Origin of the sequence: Draconibacterium sediminis, assembly GCF_000949475.1 — a bacterium.
Taxonomy (GTDB): domain Bacteria; phylum Bacteroidota; class Bacteroidia; order Bacteroidales; family Prolixibacteraceae; genus Draconibacterium; species Draconibacterium sediminis.
On sequence record NZ_JRHC01000001.1, the window covers coordinates 1,939,224 to 1,963,077 of the forward strand.

The 23,854-nt window shown below is 40.1% G+C and carries 16 protein-coding genes; all 16 read left to right on the forward strand.

Annotated features, from left to right (window positions below; genetic code table 11):
• Positions 1-115: 115 nt before the first annotated feature.
• The 16 genes from LH29_RS07670 to LH29_RS07745 all read left to right on the forward strand — a co-directional run bounded on the left by LH29_RS07670 (position 116) and on the right by LH29_RS07745 (position 23,713).
• The gene (locus LH29_RS07670; protein WP_082063474.1) at positions 116-3,244 is read left to right on the forward strand and encodes a SusC/RagA family TonB-linked outer membrane protein; all 3,129 of its coding nucleotides are present in this window, start codon (positions 116-118) and stop codon (positions 3,242-3,244) included.
• An 18-nt stretch (positions 3,245-3,262) separates the two neighbouring features.
• Complete coding sequence (locus LH29_RS07675; RefSeq protein WP_045027401.1) at positions 3,263-5,014, forward strand: RagB/SusD family nutrient uptake outer membrane protein; 1,752 nt, start codon at positions 3,263-3,265, stop codon at positions 5,012-5,014.
• Positions 5,015-5,036: 22 nt separating this feature from the next.
• Positions 5,037-5,702, forward strand: coding sequence for a DUF3823 domain-containing protein (locus tag LH29_RS07680; RefSeq protein WP_198152369.1), 666 nt, complete (start codon positions 5,037-5,039; stop codon positions 5,700-5,702).
• A 151-nt stretch (positions 5,703-5,853) separates the two neighbouring features.
• Complete coding sequence (locus LH29_RS07685; protein WP_157493611.1) at positions 5,854-6,522, forward strand: GntR family transcriptional regulator; 669 nt, start codon at positions 5,854-5,856, stop codon at positions 6,520-6,522.
• 11 nt (positions 6,523-6,533) lie between these two features.
• Positions 6,534-7,826, forward strand: coding sequence for an MFS transporter (locus tag LH29_RS07690; protein ID WP_045027408.1), 1,293 nt, complete (start codon positions 6,534-6,536; stop codon positions 7,824-7,826).
• 48 nt (positions 7,827-7,874) lie between these two features.
• Positions 7,875-8,738 carry a sugar phosphate isomerase/epimerase family protein gene (locus LH29_RS07695; RefSeq protein ID WP_045027410.1) on the forward strand — a complete coding sequence of 288 codons (864 nt, stop codon included), beginning with the start codon at positions 7,875-7,877 and terminating at the stop codon, positions 8,736-8,738.
• A 63-nt stretch (positions 8,739-8,801) separates the two neighbouring features.
• Positions 8,802-9,263: an RpiB/LacA/LacB family sugar-phosphate isomerase gene (locus tag LH29_RS07700; protein ID WP_045027413.1), complete on the forward strand. Its 462-nt coding sequence runs from the start codon at positions 8,802-8,804 to the stop codon at positions 9,261-9,263.
• Positions 9,264-9,281: 18 nt separating this feature from the next.
• Entirely contained in the window at positions 9,282-10,286 is a 1,005-nt protein-coding gene (locus tag LH29_RS07705) for a dihydroxyacetone kinase subunit DhaK (protein ID WP_045027415.1), read from the forward strand.
• An 11-nt stretch (positions 10,287-10,297) separates the two neighbouring features.
• A complete protein-coding gene (dhaL, locus tag LH29_RS07710) occupies positions 10,298-10,939 on the forward strand; it encodes a dihydroxyacetone kinase subunit DhaL (protein ID WP_045028972.1) in 642 nt (213 codons plus the stop codon).
• A 73-nt stretch (positions 10,940-11,012) separates the two neighbouring features.
• Complete coding sequence (locus LH29_RS07715) at positions 11,013-11,981, forward strand: sugar phosphate isomerase/epimerase family protein (RefSeq protein ID WP_045027418.1); 969 nt, start codon at positions 11,013-11,015, stop codon at positions 11,979-11,981.
• Between the two features lie 39 nt (positions 11,982-12,020).
• On the forward strand, positions 12,021-13,841 hold the full coding sequence (locus tag LH29_RS07720) for a DUF5060 domain-containing protein (RefSeq protein WP_045027421.1): 1,821 nt from the start codon (positions 12,021-12,023) through the stop codon (positions 13,839-13,841).
• Positions 13,842-13,856: 15 nt separating this feature from the next.
• The gene (locus tag LH29_RS07725; protein WP_198152370.1) at positions 13,857-14,630 is read left to right on the forward strand and encodes a hypothetical protein; all 774 of its coding nucleotides are present in this window, start codon (positions 13,857-13,859) and stop codon (positions 14,628-14,630) included.
• A gap of 406 nt (positions 14,631-15,036) precedes the next feature.
• The gene (locus LH29_RS07730) at positions 15,037-16,902 is read left to right on the forward strand and encodes a family 43 glycosylhydrolase (protein WP_045027423.1); all 1,866 of its coding nucleotides are present in this window, start codon (positions 15,037-15,039) and stop codon (positions 16,900-16,902) included.
• A gap of 3 nt (positions 16,903-16,905) precedes the next feature.
• Positions 16,906-17,913, forward strand: a complete 1,008-nt coding sequence (locus tag LH29_RS07735; protein ID WP_052670674.1) for a glycoside hydrolase family 43 protein — start codon at positions 16,906-16,908, stop codon at positions 17,911-17,913.
• A gap of 6 nt (positions 17,914-17,919) precedes the next feature.
• Positions 17,920-19,281, forward strand: a complete 1,362-nt coding sequence (locus LH29_RS07740; RefSeq protein WP_052670675.1) for a sulfatase — start codon at positions 17,920-17,922, stop codon at positions 19,279-19,281.
• 175 nt (positions 19,282-19,456) lie between these two features.
• The gene (locus LH29_RS07745) at positions 19,457-23,713 is read left to right on the forward strand and encodes a hybrid sensor histidine kinase/response regulator transcription factor (RefSeq protein WP_082063476.1); all 4,257 of its coding nucleotides are present in this window, start codon (positions 19,457-19,459) and stop codon (positions 23,711-23,713) included.
• The last annotated feature ends 141 nt before the right edge of the window (positions 23,714-23,854 follow it).

The following is a 23,854-nucleotide window of genomic DNA, read 5'->3' on the forward strand; positions in this document are numbered from 1 at the left end:
CTTAATGTTTTATAACATTGCTCTCTTTGTGTATATTGTATACAGAATATTGTATGTTTAAAAAGATTTTGAATACTAAACCAAGTATTAATAATTAAAACTTAACAATGAACTTATGAGACAAAGGCTTTTGATTTTTATTAGCTTATTTGTGTTCTTGGCAAATGTGGCCATAGCACAAAACAAAACCATTACAGGAACTGTTGTGGATGCAGATCAATCACCTCTACCGGGAGTTTCTATCATTGCCGATGGTACAACCAACGGAACCATAACTAATATGGATGGTTCATACGAACTCACCAATGTAAAACCAACCGATAAGTTGCGTTTTACTTTTATTGGGATGTTAACGCAGATCATTGAGGTTGGCGAGCAAACTCAGATTAATGTTACACTAAAAACCGATGTTGTAGGTCTTGAAGAAGTAATTGTAACCGGCTATGGAACACAGAAGAAAGTGGATGTTACAGGTTCGGTTTCTACGGTTAAAACGGAAGAATTAACCACAGTGCCAACTCCAACTATTGCTCAATCCATAGCAGGACGAACCAGCGGTGTATTCGTAACAACCAAAAATGCCCAGCCCGGAGACTATAATGGCGTTTCATACAGTATCAGGGGATTTGGCGATGCCCTTTTGATTATTGATGGAATGCCAGCTTCCAATGAGGAGTTTCTATTGCTTGATCCCAATGATATTGATGAATTTAATATTTTGAAAGATGCAGCAACAGCAGCATTATATGGAGCAAGGGCCGGTAACGGAGTTATTTTGGTTACCACTAAAAGGGGTAAAATTCAGGATGCCAAATTTAGTTATAATGGTAGTTATGGCGTTCAGAAACTTACCATGTTGCCAACTGCAGTAACATCATGGGAAAATGCCCAGTTTGAAAATGTTGCCCGTCAAAATGCAGGTCTCGATCCCTTATGGTCTATTGAAGATATCAATAAATTTAAAGCTGGCGATGATCCGGCCTATCCGAATACAGACTGGTGGGATCTTACTTTACGCGAATTTGCTCCTCAAACGCAACATAATCTGAGCGTTAGAGGCGGGTCGCACAAAGTGAAATATTTTGTATCAGCAGGTTACTACTATCAGGAAAGTGTTTATCGTTCTAATGATCTTAAAAATAAAAAATACAATTTACGTTCGAATTTGGATATAAATCTAACCGATAAACTTGATATGAGTTTTGACCTTGCCATGCTGGAGAACGATTACATTGGGCCAAGTTGGGACATGGAAAACAGAAACGGTCACCTTGGAGTAATGATGTTGTTATATCGCTCGAGGCCACAATATCCGGCAACTTATCCTGACCCTACTAAGTTTCCGGCAATGGGTGCCGATGACCTTAATCCAGTGTCGGCAACAAAAATCAGCGATGTTGGTTATTATAAATGGAATCAATTTACTGCCGACTCAAAATTCTCAATATCCTATAAATTGCCGTATGGTTTTGCTGCCAAAGCTAATTTCAATTATAAAAGGGTATTTCGTAGAGATAAACGAAAAGAAAATTTGGCGCCAGCGTACTGGTTCGATTATGATGCCGATGGGAACATCGTGTATCACAACCACAGAAACTTTAATAAATATAATTGGCTTCAGGAAAAAAGTTCAGGTTCTCAGGCACTCAACCAACAGTACATGTTAACCTGGAACCAACAATATGGCGATCATAGAATTAATGCACTTGCAGTTTACGAACGCTTATCAAGCGAAGGAGATTGGTTTAATGCCGACCGTATCAGGTATGAGTTTGATATTGACTATTTATTTGCCGGACCGGATTTGGATAAATCAAACGATGGCCGGGGGTGGCAAGATGGCCGGGTAGGGCAGATATTTAGTATGGATTACAGCTTCAGAGAGAAATATCTTTTAGGATTTAATGTCAGACGAGATGGTTCTCCAAAATTTCCTAAAGATTCTCGATGGGGGATTTTTCCATCAGTTTCAGCAGGTTGGAGGATATCAGAAGAAGCTTTCCTAAAGGACAATATTTCAGCATTAAGTAACCTTAAACTTCGTGCTTCGTGGGGAAAATTGGGTTACGACCAGACCGGTAATTATCAGTACCTTTCAACTTATTCCATTAAACCTGCTCAAATTATGGTAGATGGAGTTGTTCGGTCAGGTATTAATGCCGATAATATACCTAACTACGACATAACCTGGGAAAAAATGACTACCTCGAACATTGGACTCGATTTTGGCTTTTTTGATAACCGGTTTACTGGAGCTTTCGATGCATTTTATAGAAAAAGATCCGATGTGCTTGGAGACAGACAAGTTTCAATCCCGGATGTAGTAGGAGCAACCTTGTCAAAAGAAAACATTGAAGAATACAGCAACCGGGGTGTTGAAGTTTCGTTGGAATATTTGACAAATATAAACGAGGTGCAGATAACTATTGGAGGTAATGTCTCTTATTCCAGGGAGAAAATAGAATTTATTGATCAACCTCCTTATGCCTCGGAAGAAGATTACCGGAGAAACAATAAAATTGGCCAGTGGTCTGATATGAGGTGGGGTTATATGGCTGACGGCTTATTTACTTCTCAGGAAGAAATTGATAATTGGGCAATAATTGACGGGCGAAATAATGCTACAATTAATGTTGGCGATGTGAAACTGGTCGATTACAATGGTGACGGAGTTATCAATTCGCTCGACAATGTAATTATAGGACGAGGGCTTTCTCCCGACCTGATGTTTGGTGTTTATGGTTCGGTATCGTGGAAGGGGATCGATTTTAACATGCTTTGGCAAGGTGCAAGTTTATTCGATGTGCATTATGGCGCAAGCAACGATTTAAGTCAACCTTTTAGAGGTGGTAATGCTCCTTTTAGAGAAATGTACGATATGTCGTATGTGCCTGAAAACGATTGGGGAATGCCAGCCAATTTGGATGGAGATGCCACATTTCCAAATTTTTATTGGCCCGGTTACGGAACACATAATACGAATAAAAATACCAGTTTTTGGTATAAAAATGGAACTTATTTACGTTTGAAATCTATCGAATTAGGATATAATTTACCAAAGAATTTAATCAGTAAAGCCAATATCGATAATTTGAAAATTTATTTCTCGGGATACAATGTGCTAACATTTCACGCACTTGATTTTATAGATCCTGAACTTCAGAAAAACGGTGGAGGAAATGATGCGGCTTTAAATTACCCATCAACTAAAACATTCAGCTTTGGACTGATTTTAGACTTTTAAATATTAAACAATTTGAAAATGAAAAATAAGATATTTATTATAGTATTAATTGCCCTGTTAATTGGAGCAAATAGCTGCGAAGATGTTCTTGATCGGGCTCCGCTAGATAAAATTTCGGATGCAGATGTTTGGGAGAGCGAGTCGCTTATGCAAGGATATATTTATGATCTCTACGCCAGGTTCCCTTCTTTTGCTTATGAAGACTATTATATGTATTGTGACGAAGCTACTACAAGCGGGGGTGGAAGTAATGCCATTTCGCAGGGAACAATGTCGAAAAGTAATGTCCCCGGAGACTTACAATACTGGGATTACGTTTATATTCGTGATATTAACGTGTTTTTGGAAAATGCTCCGGATGCGCCCATCCAGGATGATGTGAAAAATCAGATGCTGGGAGAAGTACGGGCTATGCGCGCAACCGTATATTTCGAAATGGCTAAACGTTACGGAGGAGTTCCGCTGGTTACCGATGTTCTTGATCCTTATGGAGAAATTGTAACTGAATTACAGGAACGTAACACGGAAGTTGAAATTTACGATTTTGTTGATACAGAATATACGCAAGCTATTCAATTATTAAGTGAAACAACCGGCCAGACACCAACCGCACGAATAAATAAATGGACTGCACTTGCACTTCAGGCCCGGGCCAATCTTTGGGCGGCTTCTATTGCAAAATACGGACAGGTTGAATTGGATGGTTTGGTAGGAGTTCCTGCAGACAGAGCCAATGAATTCTTTCAGAAAGCATCAACTGCTGCATCAACAGTTATAACTGATGGACCGTACTCGCTTTACAAAGGAAAAACTGATAAAGCTGAGAATTATCAATACATATTTCTAGACGAAGGCAACGATGAAATAATGTTTGCGAAAGAGTACAATGGTGTTGAGGTGAAACACGACTGGGACCATTGGAAAGCTCCTGCTCGTTTTGCAAGCGGACAGGGATCACGATGTAATCCATTGCTGGACTTTATTTTGGCCTACGAAAATGTTGATGGATCGGAAGTAGATTACACGCAATATTTTAATGAAAATTATCTGTTCGAAGATGGTTGGGATATTTTTAAAGATAAGGATCCGCGATTGTTTGGAACAGTGTTATTTCAAAAGGCTGATTTTGCCGGCGATAAAATGCAAACCTACGAAGGTATTGATACCGGAGAAGAGCCAAATCCTGATAATATTGTAAATAACCCAAGTTTAAGTTATAATGGTGTAAAACAAGTGGGTGTGGATTCAAGGTTAGTGGTTGGAGACGATAAAACTACAAACTCCGGGTTTTTAATCCGTAAATGGTGTGATGAACCGAACCTTCCTGTGCCTGCAGGTCAAAGTCAGGTTGATTGGACAATAATGCGGTTAGCCGAAATGTATATTACTCTGGCCGAAGCTGAATTTCAATTAAACAATAAAGTACAAGCGGCCACGGCCTTAAATGCAACACGCGAAAGAGCAGGTATTAGTCTTGTTGATGAGAATACTATCAGTATGGAAAAAATCAGAACGGAGTGGATGGCTGAATATGCATTTGAGAATAAACGTTTTTGGGATTTGAGAAGATGGAGAATTGCAGACCAGGTATTAAATCATCAGTTCGAGGGATTGAAAATAATCTGGCACTATGCATCTGATAAATATTACTTCTTACCGCTAAAAGCAGAGGCTTTTAACAGGGTATTCAGGCAGGAACACTATTATTTGCCAATGACAAATTCAATGATTAACAATAATCCATTGTTGGTTCAAAATCCATTATATTAATCAGAAAATTAAACAAATGAAAATGAAATATATAAAATTGTTTGTACTTATTGTTGTGTCGTCTGCAATGATTAAGTGCGAATATCAAGATACCGATTTTGGGTTCGATGGCTCAATAAAAGGAATGGTGAAAGATAACAGCGGAACTCCGGTTTACGGAGATATGAGCAGTAACAACCTGGTTGTAAAACTGCTGGGTGAAAATGATGAACAAGCTTTAGAAATACGTGTAAATGGAGATGGTACTTATCAGAACCTCAAAATGTTTCCTAAAAAACATGAGGTGTGGCTTGAAGGACCAATTGTAAACAGTGCACACACAACCGTGGATTTTAGTGTGGATCCTGAGCAAGTTCTGGATTTTACAGTTACTCCCCTGGTCTCTCCAAAGCTAAACAGTGCGTCAGGCAGCGGAACTTCGATTTCTGTTTCCTATGATATTTTACCAAATGATGGTAACACCATTAAGAAAATGGAAGTGTACTGCAGTACGGTTAAATATCCAACAGCCGCCATCGGTTCGCGTACCAATGTTTATTTTACTAAAAAAGTAACCTTAACCGAATCTTCCGGTTCTGTGGTGGTCGATGGGCTTGAGACTGGAGTGCATTATTACATACGTTTGGGAGCTCAGGCAGACGGTGCCTCATCAATGAACTACAGTAACCAAATAGAAGTTGATCTTTAATAGTTTAGTTAGTTAGTAACATTCTTCCGGAGTATTATGCTCCGGAAGAATTATTCTCATTTTAAATTGGACATACATCTCAAGTGTTAATTAATAGTATGAATTATCGAGAGGCATGGTAGTTTCTGAGATAAAAAATTAAATTTGTCTTTTGTATACAAAAAACAAGAAAAAGATGGAAATAATACATACAGATTTAAGCTTTGAAGTTTACAAAAGGCTAAAAACGATGATTCTTGCCAACGAGTTTGAGCCGGGAGAGAAATTGGTTCAGGAGCAAATTGCTGCTATGTTTGGTGTTAGTAGAATGCCGTTGCACAAAGCATTTCAAATGCTGGAAAATGAGATGTTGGTTGAAAATTTGCCAAGAAGAGGATTTTATGTAACGGAAATTGATAATGCTAAATTACTAGATGCTTTCGAGTGTCGGGAAGCATTGGAGGGAATTGCAGCAAGAAGAACAACACAGGTTATTACGGAAAAAGAGCTTGATGATTTAAAATCACTTTTTAAACCGTTTATTAGCAAGATTAAGATAGATATTAAAAAATACATTGAAGCCGATCAGGCTTTTCATAACTCAATATTGCAGTTAAGTGGGAATCAGATTCTACAGAAATTTGAAGTGGTAAAAAACATTACTTCTCAAACATATAGAGGAGGTTTAATTCGTCAACCTGAAGAAACCCTGCCCGAACATTTAGCAATAATTGATGCCATATCAAAAGGTGATGCGCAACTTGCCGAGCAATTAATGCGTGAACATTCGGTTAAAACCCAGGAATTAATCCGGGAACAAATCAATAAAGAAAAAACCTAAGCAATAATTTCATGAAAAAAACAATCATTCCGCAACGTTTTGTGCTTGTAACTTTTACTTTCCTGATATCAGTTTTAATGTATGTTGACAGGGCGTGTATTGGTGCTGCAAAAGGAAGTGCAAGTAGTGAATTTGGTTTAAACAACATACAATGGGCGTGGGTGATGGCAGCCTTTACTTTGGGGTATGCGCTTTTGCAAACTCCATCGGGTAAACTGGCCGATAAAAAAGGTGCTCGTTTGGTAATGAGCCTTATTATTACGATATGGTCGGTGTTAACAGCATTAACTGGTGCTGCCTGGAACTTTATATCGATGGTACTTATTCGTTTTCTGTTTGGAGCAGGCGAAGCAGGTGCCTTTCCAACCTTGTCAAAAGTGGTTTATAAATGGTTTCCTGTAAACGAACGGGGAATCATTCAGGGCATAAACTTTTCTGGTTCAAGAATAGGTGGCGCTGTGGCTTACCCAATTGTTGTTGCTTTAATTGCTTCGTTAGGGTGGAGAGGAAGCTTTTTTATTTTTGGTGCTGTTGGATTTGTTTTTGCTTTAGTTTGGTGGCTCTATTTCCGTAATTCGCCCGAAGAATCAAAATTAATAGGCGAAGAAGAAAAGCAATATATTTTAGAAACCCGTCAGCAGGACGGATCAGGTAAAAAAGGGACGCTTACTTTTGCCAAAACTTTAAGATCTAAAAATATGTTGCTAGCCATGTTACAATATGTTGGCAGCAACTTCACCTTCTATTTTACCCTAACCTGGATGTTCCCGTATTTAAAGGAAGCATTAAAAAGTACCGGTACCACAGCCAGCTTTTGGGCTATGGCTCCTTTAATTGGCGGTGCTGTTGGTAACTGGGTTTCGGGAATATTGGTTGATAAAATTTATAAATCGGGTAATTTAACTCTGTCAAGAAGATTGCCGGCTATAATCGGATTTTCTTTGGCCGCAGCAGGAGTGGTTTTAATGACCAATGCCACGAGCGATTTGTATAAAGTGATGTTTTTAACCCTGGCCATTTTCGGAGCCGATATGACCTTAAGTCCTTCGTGGGCATTTTGTATCGATATTGGAAAAGAAAATGCAGGTGCGGTTTCCGGAACCATGAACATGGCCGGCAACCTTGGTGCCTTTACCTCGATTCTGGCTTTTGGATACCTGGCCGACGGTTTAATAAAATCGGGGGTGGATGCCAAAGAAGCACTTGCCGGAAATGACATGTTTTTCTATATCTGTGCCGGGCTTAGTATTGTTTCTATTGTGGCCTGGTTATTAATGAATCCGAATAAAAGTATAAAAGAATAAAAGCGGGAAGAAAAAAGTACTTCTTCTGAAAAAAAGATAGAATAAGAAATGAAACTAGCATTAAATACTCTTGTATACGAGGTAGGGAATAAAGGCCCTGAAGAGTCGCTTCGTTCGGCGGCAAAATATGGATTTAAATATATCGAATATGCCGGTATCCGAAAGGGAAATCCGCAAACCATGAGCGCAGAACAAAAAAAGGAAGCGATCAGAATTGTAAAGGATAACGGCATTCATAGTACCCAAATGTTATTGGTAGCTACAAAAGATACAGCTCATCCGGATAAGAAAAAACGCGATGCTGTTTTCGACTATATGAAAACCTGTGCCGAATTTCAGATGGAACTGGGGGGCCGGCAGTTGCTGGTGTGTTGGGGAGGCGGTTTATATGAACTGGGTGTAAGCCCCGAGCAATCGTGGTTATATATGCTCGAAAATGTTGGACGTTTTGCCGAGTGGTGTCTCGATAAAAACCTGCTGGTGGGTATTGAACTCGATCCGCATGTATATTTTATTTGCAATAACACCTATAAACTGGCAAAAGCGGTTGAAGACATTGGATTGCCAAACATTTACCCCAATATCGATGTGGGGCACCTTGTAATTACCAGGGAAGAACCCGCACAACTTGAGAAATTGAAAAGCCGTATGTTGCATGTACATTTAAGCGAAACAGAAAGTTTTGCACATACAAACAGTATTTTAGGAACTGGTGCCGTGCCGTTCCGTCAGTATGTTGATAAATGCATCGACTTGGGGATTGAAGAAAATTGCGCTAAAATAGGTGAACCTTGCGTTGCCGGTATTGAAATGGGAAGTGAAGCCAGTGGAGGCTTTGTCGAAGATCCTGATTTTTGGGTGGAAGAAAGCCTGAAATTTTTGGAGAAAGAACTTCCTCATGTTAAAAGGTAAGGCTTCGTTTTTTTATAGCATGTAAAAATGTATACAGTATAATGAATTCTAAAAAGGGCAAATATGAAAATATGTATTGATTGCGACGATGCTGCAGTAACCTTGAAAAAAGTGATCTACGAGCATTTAAAAAGCAAGGGAATTGATATAACCGATCTGAATTATTCAGAAGGAAAAGAAAATGCTTTGTACCCCGAAATTGGATTTAACCTGGCAAAAGAAGTTGCTGCAGGTAAATATGACAGGGGAATCAGTATTTGTGGAACAGGATTGGGCATGGCAATGATTGCGAATAAAGTGGAAGGTGTATTTGCCGGTACCTGTCACGATGTGTTCTCGGCAGAACGATTACGGAAAAGCAACGATGCTCAAATCATAACAATGGGTGAACGTGTAATAGGGCCTGAGCTTGCAAAAAAAATTATTGATGCCTGGCTCGGATCTGAATTTGAAGGAGGAGGATCTGCTCCCAAAGTGGCGCAAATGCGTAATTTGGAAAGAGGTTCGTTTCACCCGGAACTATAAAACCAAAACTATATTATCATGCAAAAATTTGTAAACGATCCGTCGAAGGTAGTTGACGAAATGTTAGAAGCTTATGTAAAAGTGCACGCCGATTTGGTTAGCACTACCGAAAACGAACGGGTTATAAAATATAAACACGCACCCGTTAAAGGCAAAGTTGGAATTGTTACCGGGGGTGGTTCGGGGCACAAACCGGCTTTTGTGGGGTATGTTGGTAGAAATATGGTTGATGCGGTTGCTTGTGGCGAAATATTTTCGTCGCCGCCTGCTCAAATGTTTTACGATGCCATTAAAGCTGCCGATGGAGGAAAAGGAGTAGCGCTGTTATATGGGAATTATGCCGGCGATAATATGAATGTTGCTATGGCAATGGATGAAGCAGAAGATGAGGGTATTGAAGTGAAAAAGGTAGTAGCCAACGACGATGTGCCTTCAGCTCCAAAAGGAGAGGAAGCCAAACGCCGTGGTGTAGCCGGTGAAATATTAATGTGGAAAGTTGGTGGTGCCAAAGCCGCCATGGGAGCTTCACTTGATGAAGTTATTGCCGCTGCACAAAAAGCCATCAAAAATACCCGTAGTATGGGAGTTGGCCTGGCTCCCTGTGCAATCCCCGAAGTGGGGCATCCTAATTTTACCATCGAAGAAGGCAAAATGGAAGTGGGTATAGGGCATCATGGGGAACCGGGTATTGAAGTGTGCGACCTCGAACCTTCAGCAAAAATTGCTCAACGTTTTTGCAATGTAATTCTTCCCGATCTTCCGTTCGAAAGTGGCGATGAAGTTGTTGTTCTTATATCCGGTTTGGGTTCAACCCCCGTAATGGAGCAATATATTGTGTTTAACGATATTGAAAAAATACTAAAAGAGAGAGGCATCAAAATTTATCTTTCTTATGTAGGTAACTATTTTACATCGCTCGAAATGGCGGGAGTAACCTGTACTTTAATGAAGTTGGATGAAGAGCTGAAGGAATGCATGGATTATGAATGCGATTCGGTGGGTATGCAACAGTTTCAACGATAAAAATGGCAAAAATGAAGACATTTTCGAATAAAGAGGGAGCCCTGATCATTGACAAAATGATTTTGGCCATACAGGAAAATAAGCAATATCTAAGTGATATTGACGGTTTAATTGGTGATGGTGATCATGGTATAAACATGAACAAAGGATTTACAATGTGCCGTGAAGAGCTGGATAATAATCCGGGGGATTTGGCGCATTCTGCAAAAATCCTCTCAAAAATCTTAATGATGAAAATTGGCGGATCGATGGGGCCACTTTATGGAAAACTATACCGAGGTTTTGCCAGCGAATTAAGTGGCAAAGATGAAATTGGAATTTCGGAAATGGGAGCGGCACTCGAAGGAATGCTTTCTTCTATACAGGCGATATCTCCGGCCAAACCTGGCGACAAAACACTAATCGACACGTTGGTACCGGCAGTAGAGGCCTTTAAAAAAGCACAGGCCGAAGGAAAAGAGTTCGATGTTGCACTGGACGAAATGAAAGCAGCAGCTATAGTTGGCCGCGATTCAACAAAAGATATGCTTGCCCAACTGGGACGGGCCAGCCGCCTGGGTGAACGCTCACGCGGGGTTCTGGATGCCGGTGCAACCTCGTGTTGCTTGCTTTTGGGCGTGTTGGCCGATACTTCAATTGAATTAGTAAAATAGAAAAACTCTCACAAAGCTGCGAAAGTACATTCTTTGTGTCTTAGCGCCTCTGCGAGAAACAAAAACAAATATTATGTCAGAAATAAAACAAGGAGTTATAATTGGTTTTCTGGGAAAAACACAGGATCGTTTTTCTGAATACCAGGCGCCGGTAACTACCGAGCAGAAATTAGAATTTGTATCGAAAATTGATGGTTTTACCGGAGTTGAAATGGTTTTTCCGTACGAAAATGAAGGACCGGCAGAAACCAAAGCTTTAATGGATAAATACGGACTTGAGTTCGCAGCAATAAACGTAAATATAAAAAAGGAAACCGAATGGGTACCCGGAGCTCTTTCGCGCCCCGATAAAGGGATTCGCGACCGTGCAGTTGCCATGATTAAAAAAGCAAAAGACTTTGCAAAAGCTGTGGGCGCACCACATGTAACTTGCTGCCCTTTAAGCGACGGATACGATGTGCTTTTCCAGATAAACTATAAAACAGCATGGAACCACATGGTGGAAACTTTTGCTGAGGCTGCCGATTATTTACCTGAAATTCCTTTGTTTCTTGAACCAAAATATTCAGAAACACGTGTACATTGCCAAATCGATTCAACCGCAAAAGGTGTGCTGTTGTTAAAAGATATTCAGTGCAAAAACACCGGGATTACAATTGATATGGGGCACTCGTTGCAAAGTCAGGAAAATCCGGCGCAGGCACTTTCCCTCATTTATGAAAACGGATTTGATGCCTACATTCATACCAACGATAACGATACCAAGGCCGACTGGGATTTAATTGGTGCCAGCCGCCACTTTTTGCATTACATCGAGCTGATGTTTTGGGCACAGGAATACGGTTACAATAAATATTTTACAACGGATGCTTCACCACGTATTTTCGATGTCTTGGAATTTTTTAACCGTCACTCGGAAATAACCACTGGTGCTTATAAACTGGCACAAAAATTAAACCGCCAACAAATTCTGGAAATGATGCGCATTGAAGATTACAACGGATTAATGCAAATGGTTAATAAAGAAATTTACAGGATATAGAATAAATTTAAAATCAACTAAAACAATAAATACTAAATCATGAAACATCTACTGATTTTTGCATTGGCGGCATTTCTCCTCTTTTCGTGTACGCCCAATAAACCTGAGATTACAGGAGAATTAAAAACCTGGCACAAGATAACTTTAACCTTCGATGGACCTGAATCATCCGAAATGACCACACCCAATCCGTTTACTGATTACCGGCTGGATGTAATCTTTTCGAAAGGTGATCAGAATTTTGTAGTGCCGGGCTATTTTGCTGCCGATGGTCAGGCTGCTTTTACATCTGCGGATTCAGGAAATAAGTGGCGTGTTCATTTTTCACCAAATGCGGAAGGAGAGTGGACCTACAAAGTTTCATTTAAAAAAGGAGCAGGTATTGCCGTTAGCAAAGATGAAGGCGAAAGTGCTAAATTTATGGACGGTGCAACAGGGACTTTCATGGTTGAAAAAACCGATAAATCAGGTCGTGATTTGCGTGCGCACGGAAGACTGCAATACGTAGGCGAGCATTATCAGCGATTTGCCGAAACAGGACAATATTTTTTAAAATGTGGTGCCGATGCTCCTGAAAATTTTCTGGCCTATTACGAAATAGACAATACGCCAAATGTAGGCGATCGTTTAAAGAAATGGGAAGATCACGCTGGTGATTATAACCAGGATGCTGAAGCATTTTTATGGGGGCCGGACAAACAAAAAGGAAAGAATCTCTTAGGTGCAATTAACTACCTTTCATCGAAAGGAATGAATGCTTTTTCGTTTCTGACCTTTAATATCGATGGCGACGACCGTAACGTTTATCCATACTTGCTGAAGGTAAGTAACGAAGAATACGAAAAGGCCGCTAACGTGAAAAAGAATCCGAAACAGTGGGAAGAGCTTACTATTCACGATCGGTTTGATGTGTCGAAAATGGACCAGTGGGAACAGATATTTGCTTATGGCGAAATGAAAGGGATGTTTCTGCACTTTAAAACCCAGGAAAACGAAAACGACCAGAAAATGGATGGAGGCGAGGTAGGACCTGAAAGGAAACTTTATTACCGCGAACTAATTGCACGTTACAGTCATCATTTGGCGTTGAACTGGAACCTTGGCGAAGAAATGACACAAACCGTTCAGCAGGTAAAAGACATGGCGGCTTACTTTGCTAAAAACGATCCGTATAAAAACCTGGTTGTGGTGCATACTTTTCCCGAGCAGCATGATAAGTATTACGCTCCTTTGGTTGGCGAAAATTCAGAACTTACCGGCTTGTCGATACAAACCAATCAACCCGATTTTTCGCGTGTGCACAGTGCCGTTAATAAATGGGTAAAAGCGTCGGCTAAAGCGGGCAAAAAGTGGGTAGTTGCTGTTGACGAACCTGGTGATGCTCAGCACGCATTAATTACTGATGAGGAAAATCCGGAGCATAATGACGCTCGCATTAACGGACTTTGGGGAACATTTATGGCCGGTGGCTGTGGTACCGAATGGTATTTTGGCTATAAACACCCGCATTCCGATCTTACCTGCGAATCGTGGCGTTCGCGCGACCTGTTTTGGGATCAGTGTAATATTGCGCTCGATTTCTTTAACGAAAACGAAATTCCGGTTGAAACCATGGTTAATGCCAACGAGCTTACCTCTACCGAAAATGATTATGTGTTTGCAAAAACCGGCCAGGTGTATCTTATATACAGTAAAACCGGCGAGAATATCGAAATTAACTTACCCGATGTTGGTTACACCGCTACCTGGTTTAATCCAAGAAACGGAAAAAGCTTGCAAATAACCGAAAGTACAGCAAACGAAGAAATTAAGCTCCAATGCCCTACAGAACAGGATTGGCTACTTTACCTACAAAAATAAGCTAAACAAAAGTAAATGAAAGAAAAAATAGCACTCCTGTTGACATGTATTTGTTTGCAGGTTTTTTCAGGTTTTGCTCAAAACTTCTCAAATCCAATTGTAGAAAACAATGTTGTTTTTGAAGAAGAAAAGGGCATGATAGCCGTTGAAGCTGAATATTTTTTTAAGCAATCAAAAAATGATGTCAGACAATGGTATCGGACTTCGAAAAACGAGCAGGCAAAAGTTGGTCGCGACGAAGATGGCTCGCATTGTAAAAATGCCGGGAACAATGCCTATGTTGAAATATTGCCCGATACCCGAGTTACGCATGGCGATAAATTGATTACCGGCGAAAACTTTAGTAATAAAGCTGGCGAAATGGGCATTTTGCACTATAAGGTAAAAATTAATAATCCTGGACGTTATTATGTTTGGGTGCGTGCATACAGCAGTGGCTCGGAGGATAATGGGATACACGTTGGAATTGATGGAGAGTGGCCCGATACGGGGCAGCGAATGCAGTGGTGCGAAGGCAAAAATACCTGGCGCTGGGAAAGTAAACAACGAACAGAAAAAAATCATTGCGGCGAGGCCTACAAAATTTACTTTGATATTGACAAAGCAGGCGAGCATGAAATAATGTTTAGCATGCGCGAGGATGGTTTTGAATTCGACCGCTTTTTGCTAACTACTGAAAAAGAATACAGACCGGAGGGGATCGGCCCGGATGTTAAAATCGCTTCAGGGAAATTGCCTAAATCCTGTCCAGTGGTGACAGAAAATCCGATTTCAGAAAAATCATTATAATATACTTGGGAAAGGGGGTAATGGAATGAAACTCTTTCGTGTATCGTCACTTCCAATTGAAGAAACAAATTATTACGCAAGTTAGAACGGGCAATGCCCGCCATAAATCCCAAAGAGTATATGATAAGCATCGTCAAGGCTCAACGGCACTGAGGATTACAACGCATTTTAAATAGGGACGATAAAGGTAGTATTCCACTGGAAAAGGATTAACACGGGGTAGTGCTTTTGAGTAAGCTTTGATTTTTGAAAAATAATTATAAAGCATTGAGAGGTAGCAAAATGGCTGCCTCTCTTTTTTTGCTTTGTGTACAATTGTGTTAAACTTGCGTACTCATAGGGAAGTACAAATGACACTAAAATAATAGGTTTGCGTTGAAAAAAATAACTATTCGAACTTAAAACTATGAACCTTAAATTGCTCTTTATTTTTATTCTTGGTTTAGGAATAACTTTAACCTCTGGTGCCCAATTTTTGGTTCACCCCGATTACGATGCCCAACCAATAAAACCTTTGTTAAAAGGTTTGTCTCATCCACAGGTTTGTGTTGCTCCTGATGGTTGGTACTACTTAACGGGAACGGTGGGTGAGGCCAAACAAAGTTTTGAGAACGATGGAATATACCTCTGGAAATCGAAGGATTTGATTGAATGGAAGGCGTTGGGGAAAGTTTTCGATGTGTCGGAAATTACCTGGCAAAAGAGAGGGGAGCCTGTTTACGGCACCAATCATTCCAAACGCAGGGAAGGATGCAGGGGGGCGGAATTGCATTTTGTTAAGGGGAATTATTTCCTGGTGTATTCAACCGTTTATCAATCAATTGGAATTTTAAAAAGCAAAACCAACAAAGCAGAAGGTCCTTACGAAGATTGGGCTAAATTATTACCGTGGGGCTACGATCCTTCATTATTCGAGGACACCGACGGGAAAGTCTATTTAACATGGGATGGAGCCAATATTGCCCGTTTGTCGGATGACCTGAAAAAGCTGGACGAAAGTCCCCAAACGATTATCCCTGAAATTTTTCCGCCTAAAGGATGGGGTGAATATCCCGTATTGGATAAAGTTGGCACGGCAGGCGCACACATCATAAAATTGGATGGGAAATACTGTTTTGTAGCAAGCGATATGCAACACCGAATGGGAACCTGGTGCGACGACCTTTTTCTTGCGGTTTCCGAAGGAGACATTTATGGTCCGTATCATCGACGTGAGTTTGTAGTACCTCATGCATCGCACTCTTCAATATTTCAAGATAGGGAAGGAAACTGGTGGAGTACATTCGCCGGAAATCCTGACGATCCTTATGCCATGTTTTCCGGGGCAACAGGTTTGCTCCCTTTGGTGAAAGGATCAAAATACAGATTGAAACCTTCCCCCGGGCTAATTCTTGAAAAAGGAGTAATTGGCAGCATGCATCCGGTTCAATCGGTAAAGGATATTTTTATGCGCGATCCCAGCATTTGTGTGGGGCACGATGGTGCCTACTACCTCGTTTCAACATTGGGCGAACCTTCTCAACCTCCGCACGGAGGGCTTAAAATGTGGCGTTCAACCGATCTTGAAAACTGGGATTCGCTTGGCTACATCTGGAACTGGGATAAAAATGCCACCTGGCAAATCAACAGAAAAAGAGATGAACCCGGGCGAAAAGAAATGCTTTGGGCTCCCGAGATCTCCTACATTAACGGAACGTACTGGATATGTTTCAGCCACAGCCTAACCCCCAGGGTAACATCCCTAATAAAGAGTTCTACAGGTTTGCCTGAAGGTCCTTACGTCGATCCGATAAGTGGTCCGGTTAGCGATGGAATTGATGGCTTCCTCTTTCAGGATGATGATGACGAAGTGTACTATTTGTGGGGAGGTGGACAAATGGCAAAAATGAAAAAGGATATGAGTGGTTTTGCTGAAGAACCGATAACTATTTTAGCCGGAGGTTGGGAGAAAATGGGATACGAGGGTTGTTGCCTGATCAAACACAAAGACAAATATATTCTCACTGCATCCGACCATAGTGGCGACCATAATGGTACATACGATTTAATGTACGCGATTGCCGATAATGTGAAGGGACCCTATTCCGAACGTCGCTTTGCAGCGGGACATGCAGGACACGCAACTTTATTTCATGGGACCGACGGCAAGTTGTATTGCACGGTTTTTGGCAGCGATTCACATTGTCCGGTTCATCAGCAACTCGGAATTATTGAGGTTGATTTTGATAAGGAGTTTAATTTCATCATGAAAGACTCAAAGATTGGGTACTAACTTATGAAAGGTATACTGGTAATAGTATTAGTTTGGTTCAGTCAACTACTTGTTGGCCAGGAAATCAGAAAATGGGAATTGAGCGATATTCCTCTCCGCGATCCGTTTATTTTAGCCGATGAGCAAAATCAAACCTATATATTGTTTGCTGCAACCCGCGGTGATTTGCGTGGACCAAACGGAAGACAGGGCGTTTGCGCCTATAAAAGTAAAGACCTGAAAACATGGGAAGGGCCTTTTATTGTTTTTGAAAATCCAGAACGATTTTGGGCCGATCCCAATCATGACGTATGGGCACCCGAGGTTCACCACTACCGGAACAAATATTACCTTTTTGCCACTTTTACAAATCCTACTGATACCATCGAAATCAGGTCGGATGGAATACCTGTTGTCCTTCGCGGAACACAAATTTTGGTAGCTGATGATCCAATGGGACCATTCAATCCATTTGATTTGGAAAAACCAACAACATCAGCTAATTGGTCAGCTCTGGATGGAACTTTATATGAAGAAGATGGTAAACCCTATATGGTTTTCTGCCACGAGTGGGTTCAAATCAATGAAGGTACTTTCGAGCTGGTTGAACTTAAACCTGATCTTACCGGATTTGCAGGCGAGCCTGAAACAGTTTTTAAGACCAATGATGCTCCCTGGGTAAAACGTATGGATGTACTGGGAATTAAATACCGTGGACAGGATATTCCCGGCTTTGTTTCCGATGGCCCGTTCATTCATCGGTTGCCATCAGGGAAGTTAATATGCCTGACCTCCAGTTTTGGTGAAAATGGCTATTCGCTTTCCTATGCGCTTTCGAAATCAGGAAAACTCAAAGGTCCATGGATACATCCACAAGAACCTTTATTGACCGATGGACACGGACACGGCATGATATTCCGAACTTTTGATGGAAAATTGATGCTGACTTGTCATTTCCCAAATGCAAATCCTTCTCGGGCAGTGATTTATGAGATTGACGAAATAGTGGATGGAATAATAATGAAAAGCTGAATTAAAATGAAAAAACTAGTTTTGCTTATAGTTCTTTGTGCTTCGATATTTGCAAGTGCCCAACAAAAACCAAACGTACTTTTTCTGATTGTTGACGACATGAACGACTACGGTTTTTATGAAACAGTGTCGCAAATTAAAATGCCCTATCTCAACAAATTCAAAGAAAGTGCAGTGGTTTTCGAGAATGCCAATTGCGGTTCACCGGTTTGTACGCCTTCACGTGCCGCGGTATTCAGTGGTTTGTTTCCACATCATACCGGCGCTTACTTCAATGGTTGCGATCCCTGGAATAAATCAGAAAAACTAAAGCAACAGGAGACACTTCCTGAAATGTTTAAACGAAATGGCTACGAAACATTCGGTCGGGGAAAGTTGTATCATGCGCAACTTAGTGAAGGTAGAATTGAAAAAAACTTCGATAACAGGCCAATTTATGGAGGTGGATTCGGGCCTTTTCCTGACGAAGAACACCAGATTAAGGGAAAATTCTGGGGAATACAGGCATTTCCTGATTCCATATTTCCGGACGTAAAAAATGCAAATGCAGCGATTGAATTTCTGCAGCAGGATCACGATAAACCTTTCTTTCTTGCGCTGGGATTGTGGCGGCCACATACGCCTTTTACCTGCCCGCAACGTTTTTACGATATGTACGACATGAACGATATTGAACTTCCAAAAGGTTACAATGAAAACGATTTGTCGGATATACCGGAAATTGCCAAAGAATTGCTCGATCCGTTTGGCCGATTTAATCCGAAAAACAAACAGGAATGGAAAGAATTGATTCGGGCATATTTTGCCTGTACCACCTTTGCCGACTGGAGCGTTGGAAGGGTTATTGAAACCCTAGACAATAGTAAATATGCAGAAAATACCATTGTTGTTTTTTGGTCGGACAACGGTTATCACTGTGGAGAGAAGAACCATTGGGAGAAAAATACCTTGTGGGAACAGGCGGCAAAAACGCCAATGGCAATTCGTGTTCCGGGAGTAAAAGAAAATGGTAAACATTGTTTTGCTCCGGTGAGTTCGGTTGATTTATATCCAACTTTAACAGAGTTGTGTAATTTGAATCAGAAAAGTAAGACCGACGGTAAAAGTTTGAAACCCTTGCTGGACAATGTAGAACTTGACTGGAAACCGGCACTTACAACTTTTGGCGAAGGGTTCGCATCCGTTCGCGATAAACGGTTTCGTTACATACGCTATTCCGATGGAAGTGAGGAATTATATGATCATTTGAACGACCCTTATGAATGGAATAATATTCAGGGGAAACATGCTGTTCAAAGAATTAAATTAAGATTGGGGAAGTATATTCCGGAAAAATTTGCCAAAGAATTGCAAGGGAGAAAAAATTAAGTAAAATGTTGTTATGTCGAAGGAGTAGCTTATAATTTTATTTGGGGAACAGAAAAATCTGTAAAAGAATGCTATTTTACCGATTTATTGATGTTCGTTAACTGATAACAATGCTTTAATTTGATTTATTTAAATTTAATAGTTACAATTTATTGTGTTAATGTAAAATGAGAATATGAAGAGGATTTGGATGGTACTAATTTTGTTTTTTGTTTTGAGTGATATAAATGCCCAAAACAATAAACTTTTTCGCCATTTAGACATTAACCGAGGCTTGGTGCATACTGATGCAACTGCCATAACGGAAGATGAAAAGGCTCTAATTTGGATTGGCACAAACGCTGGAATACAAAGATTTGATGGCCAACAAACCAAGTTATTTTTTAATACAACGTCTAAATCTAACCAGGTTTACAATAATCGTATTCTCGATTTGTATACTCAAGGAAAGTTGCTTTGGGTGGCCAGCGAAGGAGGTTTGCACCTTTTTGACCTTGAGAAAGAGAGACACATTCCTTTGAGTTATTCAGGGGTGAATTTTAATGCTAATCCTCAGCGGGTATCAAAGATTATTGGTTTACAAAACGATCTATGGTTAATTAGCCAGGGTAGGCTGTTCAGGGCTCGTTTAAACAAAGGTAAGCAAGAGCTGGATATTCAGAAAATATCGGACTTTGCAAACGTTCCCGAGGCATTTAAGACTTGTGAGAAAATTTCATTGGAAACAAACCAGAAAGATGTATTATGGGTAGGAACCAGCGTGGGGGTAGCTACTTTGTTATTGAATAATGATACTATCGAATTTCTTGATTTTACCAATAATAACAAACAGGCTTTGGGATTTATTCAGGCAAGAATAAACCATCTTCAGTTTCACAATAACCAGTTATGGTTTGTAACGCCCAATTATTTGCAGGTATTTTCACTCGAAAACAACAATTACCGTATACGAAGTTTGTTAAAAACCATCTCTCTCGATGAGGCTTTTAAAGGCACGGAATGGGAACATGAGCTTCGAAGTTTGAATGATTTTTTGGTTGATGCTGAAAACAATTTTTGGTGTGCAACCAGTGCCGGATTGCTCTTTATTAACGAACCTTTAAGCCAAAATCCACAGTCGCAAATATTTAATCAATCGCAGTATAATCCTTTTTCCATTTCTTCAAATAATGTATCGAGATTATTGCTCGACCACTCCAACTGTTTGTGGGCTACAACTTGGGCCGGTGGCGTGTCCTTCCTCGATTTAGAGCAAAAGCAATTTAATCTATTGGTGAAAGACCCAAGCCGTAATGGCTATTCGCTTACCGATCCCTTTGTGAGGGCTATTACTCAGGATAATCTGGGACGAGTTTGGGTGGCGGGACAAAGTGAAGGCATTGATTTTTATAATCCTGAAACAGGAAGATGTGTCCCTTTTAAAATTGGTAACATACAAAACGAATCGCTTACCAGTACACGGGTGAGGTCGTTAAAATATCACAAAAATAAAGTATACATTGGATCCACCGAAGGGCTTGATATTATAGATTTGACAACGAACAGGATTTATAATTATCCCGGAATATTCGGCCAGTCAAATCCTGCCTATTCTATGGATTTTGATACTTATGATAACCTCTGGGTAGGTACTTGGCGTGGAGGTCTGTTTCAGTTTAAAGTTGAGAATAATAATCCCATTAAGATTTTGGAGATTAGTGAAAACAAGACGAATCGTTTATGCTTAAGTTCTAATCAGGTGAACTATGTGTTTGTTGATAAGACTAAAAATGAGGTTTTGGTTGGTACAAAAAAGGGATTAAACCGGTTGTTGCTTGGAAATTATGGATGGGTGAATAACATTATTTATTATCGCAGCAACGAGACCGATTTATCTTTGAGCAGCGAGTACATTTGGCCAATTCAGAAAGAAAGCGATACTGTGTATTGGGTAGGAACACTTGGAGGTGGGCTAAACCGTTTTGTTTTACTTGACGGTTGGGACCAAAACCATAACGGGAATTATAAGGCCACTTCTTTTTCTGTTGAACAAGGTGCTCCTGCAAATGATATTGAATCATTACTAACCGATGATGACGGTAACATCTGGATTGGTTCGAAAGGCCTTTCAATGTTTAATCCCAAAGATAATGAGTTTTGGAATTTTGATGTAAACGATGGGCTACAAAGCAATGGTTTTAAAATTGGCTCAGCTTACAAAAATGATGATGGGATTTTGTTCTTTGGAGGCATAAGGGGAATGAACCATTTTGATCCTCGCGATATTAAGCGCAATGAAATAAAGCCCACCATTATTTTAAATGGTTTACGTATTCGTAATACCGAAATTATACCGGGACAAGAAGTAAACGGGCGCGTTTTATTGGAGTCGGGCTTAGCTTATAAAAATGAACTGGAATTAAATTATAAAGAAAATGAGTTTTCATTATCGTTTGCTTCTTTGCACTATGCCAATCCTGAAAAGTGTCACTATAAATACCAACTGGTAGATTACGATTCCGATTGGAATTTTATTTCGGGGCAATATCCGGTGGCCAATTATTCGAACCTTAAATATGGGGACTACATTTTTAGGGTTGACGCTACCAACGGAGATGGTTTATGGAGCGAAACCCCTATTGAACTAAAAATACATATTAGTCCGCCATGGTGGTATAGCGGATGGGCTTATCTTGCTTATTTTGTTTTGTTTGTAAGCATATCGGGAGGTGTGCTTTATTACACGAACCGTTGGATGAAATTACGAAACGAGTTAAAATTGGTTGAATCCGAAGAACAGAAAAAGGAGGAGTTACACCAGATGAAACTGCAGTTTTTTATGAATATTTCACATGAGTTTAAAACACCATTAACCCTAATTCAGACTCCAATTGAGAAATTGAAATTGGGTAAGCTGCAAGATGAAGAACAAAACAAAATGTTGAATCTGATCTCGGAAAATGCCAATCGTTTATTAAAATTGGTTAACGAGCTTATGGATTTCCGAAAGGCAGAAGTGGGGCGCTTGGAATTACATGCAGGTAAAGGCAATATAAAAGAGTTTGCCGAAAAAGTGTACCTGCAATTTGTACCCCTTTGCCAGAAAAGTTTAATTGATTATTCGTATTCGTGCGAAGCTGTTCCTGAAGTTTGGTTCGAACCCGAAAAAATGTCGACAATTCTGTACAATCTACTTGCCAATGCCATTAATTACACAGAAGAAGGCGGTTCAGTAAAAATGAACGTTTTCCAGCGGGAACGAAAAGAGGTACAGGTCTTTTATGACCATAGTATTGAAGTAGGTGAAGCCAATGCAACCGATAATTATATATATATTCAGGTAATTGATACAGGTATCGGAATTTCTAAAAAGTCTATTGGTCAGATTTTCGACCGCTTTTACCACATGAGTACTTCGAAAACCAAGCACCTTGGTACAGGAATTGGTCTGGCATTGTTGAAAAACCTGGTTCTGCTACATCACGGGCATGTTATTGTGAGTAGCCAGAGAAATGTAGGAACCGAATTTTTGGTAGGTTTACCTATTGGCGATAGTCATTTGCAAACCGAAGAAAAAGGATTGGAAATGGCCGATGCCATGCAAATGGAACTGGAAGAAGTGGCAATTCAGCAATATGAGGATACCTCGGATTTGACAAACCACACAATCGATGAATTAAAAGCCATGCCCTCATTGCTTTTGGTTGAAGATAACAGAGAGTTACGCGATGTATTGCGTGAACATTTTACCCATGATTTTAAAGTTATTGAAGCTGAAAATGGAAAAGATGCTTTGGCAAAGATGGAACATAAAACCATTGACTTGGTGATGAGTGATATTATGATGCCCGAAATGGATGGTTTGGAGTTGGTTAAAGTTTTGCGAGAAGATATTCAAACCAGTCACATCCCTATTGCTTTGTTAACTGCAAAATCATCGCTTGAAGACCAGATTGCCGGAACCGAAGCTGGTGCCGATTTGTATTTCCCCAAGCCGTTTAGTCTGAAGTTGATGGATTTGAAAATTAGGCAATTACTTGATTCTCATCAGAAGCTGAAGGATAAGTATGCCTCCAATGTTTTCGCCGAAAGCCGAGAACTGGCACGCACCCAAAAAGACAAAGAGTTTATGGAACGTTTTATAGAACTGGTAGATGAAAATATTGATAATAACGATTTCTCCATCAACCATATTTGTCGAGAAATGAGCATTGGACGTACCAATTTATACAAGAAAATACGTTCGTTAACTGGGCAATCAATGGGTGAATTTATTCGTGGGTTACGATTAAAGAAAGCGGCAAAAATTCTTATTTCCGAAGATGTTTCTATTTCCGAAGTACTGTATCGGGTAGGAATTAATAGCAATTCGTATTTCACAAAATCTTTTAAAGCCCAATTCGGAATGACTCCGACAGAATTTATTCAACAGAATATGGGAAAGTATAATTGAGATGAGGTTCATATTTTGTAATTCAAACAGTAAAGGAAAAACGGGAAGCGAAACACTGTTTGGAAGACAAGTTAATCCATAAAAGCATTAATGAAGATTATTATTTTATAAAGGATAAAAGTTTCAGGTAGATCGTATTTT

What these genes read in the sequence shown, in the direction of transcription:
- LH29_RS07670 (WP_082063474.1), top strand. Translation starts at nt 116, where the DNA reads ATGAGACAAAGGCTTTTGATTTTTATTAGCTTATTTGTGTTCTTGGCA.
- LH29_RS07725 (WP_198152370.1), top strand. Translation starts at nt 13,857, where the DNA reads ATGAAAGAAAAAATAGCACTCCTGTTGACATGTATTTGTTTGCAGGTT.
- LH29_RS07720 (WP_045027421.1), top strand. Translation starts at nt 12,021, where the DNA reads ATGAAACATCTACTGATTTTTGCATTGGCGGCATTTCTCCTCTTTTCG.
- LH29_RS07700 (WP_045027413.1), top strand. Translation starts at nt 8,802, where the DNA reads ATGAAAATATGTATTGATTGCGACGATGCTGCAGTAACCTTGAAAAAA.
- LH29_RS07675 (WP_045027401.1), top strand. Translation starts at nt 3,263, where the DNA reads ATGAAAAATAAGATATTTATTATAGTATTAATTGCCCTGTTAATTGGA.
- LH29_RS07740 (WP_052670675.1), top strand. Translation starts at nt 17,920, where the DNA reads ATGAAAAAACTAGTTTTGCTTATAGTTCTTTGTGCTTCGATATTTGCA.
- LH29_RS07745 (WP_082063476.1), top strand. Translation starts at nt 19,457, where the DNA reads ATGAAGAGGATTTGGATGGTACTAATTTTGTTTTTTGTTTTGAGTGAT.
- LH29_RS07705 (WP_045027415.1), top strand. Translation starts at nt 9,282, where the DNA reads ATGCAAAAATTTGTAAACGATCCGTCGAAGGTAGTTGACGAAATGTTA.
- LH29_RS07690 (WP_045027408.1), top strand. Translation starts at nt 6,534, where the DNA reads ATGAAAAAAACAATCATTCCGCAACGTTTTGTGCTTGTAACTTTTACT.
- LH29_RS07735 (WP_052670674.1), top strand. Translation starts at nt 16,906, where the DNA reads ATGAAAGGTATACTGGTAATAGTATTAGTTTGGTTCAGTCAACTACTT.
- LH29_RS07680 (WP_198152369.1), top strand. Translation starts at nt 5,037, where the DNA reads ATGAAATATATAAAATTGTTTGTACTTATTGTTGTGTCGTCTGCAATG.
- LH29_RS07715 (WP_045027418.1), top strand. Translation starts at nt 11,013, where the DNA reads ATGTCAGAAATAAAACAAGGAGTTATAATTGGTTTTCTGGGAAAAACA.
- LH29_RS07730 (WP_045027423.1), top strand. Translation starts at nt 15,037, where the DNA reads ATGAACCTTAAATTGCTCTTTATTTTTATTCTTGGTTTAGGAATAACT.
- dhaL (WP_045028972.1), top strand. Translation starts at nt 10,298, where the DNA reads ATGAAGACATTTTCGAATAAAGAGGGAGCCCTGATCATTGACAAAATG.
- LH29_RS07695 (WP_045027410.1), top strand. Translation starts at nt 7,875, where the DNA reads ATGAAACTAGCATTAAATACTCTTGTATACGAGGTAGGGAATAAAGGC.